The sequence below is a fragment of the Mesorhizobium sp. M2A.F.Ca.ET.037.01.1.1 genome, assembly GCF_003998075.1.
GTDB lineage: Bacteria > Pseudomonadota > Alphaproteobacteria > Rhizobiales > Rhizobiaceae > Mesorhizobium.
Genome location: NZ_RZSA01001191.1, coordinates 1 through 1,786, shown reverse-complemented (window position 1 = coordinate 1,786; position 1,786 = coordinate 1). Strand labels below are relative to the sequence as shown.

General features: G+C 66.6%; 1 protein-coding gene and 1 pseudogene. Both read left to right on the top strand.

The genetic code is table 11. The features are described from left to right. Positions 1-974, top strand: a 974-nt coding sequence (locus tag EOA27_RS34920) for a S41 family peptidase (protein ID WP_145970777.1), incomplete at its 5' end; no start/stop codon positions are given. Positions 975-1,152: 178 nt separating this feature from the next. Continuing rightward, positions 1,153-1,786: pseudogene (locus EOA27_RS34915) on the top strand (divergent polysaccharide deacetylase family protein); the annotation flags it as partial.

Genomic DNA, 1,786 nt, shown 5'->3' with positions numbered 1-1,786 from the left:
ACGACACGCCGGCCGCCAAGGCGGGCGTGCTTGCCGGCGACTATATCGCCAAGATCGACGGCGAAGAGGTTCGCGGCCTGACCCTCAATGACGCGGTCGAGAAGATGCGCGGGCCGGTCAACACGCCGATCAAGCTCACCATTCTGCGCCAGGGCGCCGACAAGCCGATCGAGCTGACGGTGGTGCGCGACATCATCAAGGTCAAGGCGGTGAAGTACCGGGTCGAGAACGACATCGGCTACATGAAGATCACCTCCTTCACCGAAAAGACCTATGACGATCTCGAGAACGCCATCGAGAACATCAAGAAGCAGGTGCCGAACGACAAGCTGAAGGGCTATGTGCTCGATCTGCGCCTCAATCCGGGCGGCCTGCTCGACCAGGCGGTGAGCGTCTCGGACGCCTTCCTTAAGCGCGGTGAGATCGTTTCGACGCGCGGCCGCGATCCGAAGGACGTCACCCGCTTCGACGCCAAGCCGAAGCAGGTCGACGACATCAACGGCAAGCCGATGATCGTGCTGGTCAATGGCGGTTCGGCGAGCGCCTCGGAAATCGTCGCCGGCGCGCTGCAGGATCTGCGCCGCGTCACGGTGGTCGGCACGCAGTCCTTCGGCAAAGGCTCGGTGCAGACCATCATCCCGCTCGGCGAGAATGGCGCGCTCAGGCTGACGACCGCGCTCTATTACACACCGTCGGGCAAGTCGATCCAGGGCAAGGGCATCACGCCCGACATCAAGGTCGACCAGCCGCTGCCGCCGGATCTGCAGGGCCGCGACCTGACCCGTGGCGAATCCGACCTCAAGGGCCACATCAAGGGCGCCGACGAGAGCTCGACCGGTTCTGGCTCGGCCGCCTATGTGCCGCCGGATCCGAAGGATGATCTGCAGCTGATCTATGCCGAGCAGCTGCTGCGCGGCGAGAAGACCGACCCGGCCTTCCCGCCGAACCCGGACAAGGCCGTGCTGAACCAATAAGGCCGCCACGGCCGGGGCAAGGCTCTGGCCGGCTCAGCGAAGCAATGCAATGCTGCCGGGACCGCGAGGTTCCGGCGGTTTGATTCGGGGACCGCGGTTGGGGCGCCACGCGTCTGGGGTATCGCGCCGAATTGCGCAGGATTTCACGTTTAACGTGACCGCGTGTTGGGAACTTAACTTGGCAGAAATCGGCAAGGATATCGAACGCCCGCTTGGACAGAAGCTCCAGCCCAAGCGGCGTGCTTCTCGCGGCATCAGCGGCGGCACGCTTGCCGCTGTGCTGGCCGTGCTTGCCGTGATCGGCGTTTCCGGCGCGATCGCATTGCGCGACAAGCCGTTCCGTAAACCGCAAGACGTGGCGGTTTCCACGCCGAAGGTTGTCGCGGCCCCCACCACACCCGCGCCGCCTGCCGCACCGGCTCCGGTTGCGGCCGCGACGCCGCAGGCCAGCACCCCGATGAAGAGCGGCGGGCCGCAGATCATCCACGTCCAGACCGAGGAGGGCGACAGCCCGCCGAAAGCGGCGATCGTCATCCGCGATCCCTCGACGCTCGGCCAGAACCTCAAGGTCGCCCACATCCCGGACCGGGCTTTGATCGAGGCCAGCGAGACCGGTCCGCTGCCGATGCGCTCCGCCGATGGCAGGCGGCCCTTCGACGTCTATGCGCGGCCGTGGTCGGGCGCGCGTGGCGCACGGGTGGCGATCGTCATCGGCGGGCTCGCCGTCTCGCAGACCGGCACGCAGGCCGCGATCGCCAAGCTGCCGGCCGAGGTGACGCTGGCCTTCGCGCCGCAAGGCAACAGCATCGGCC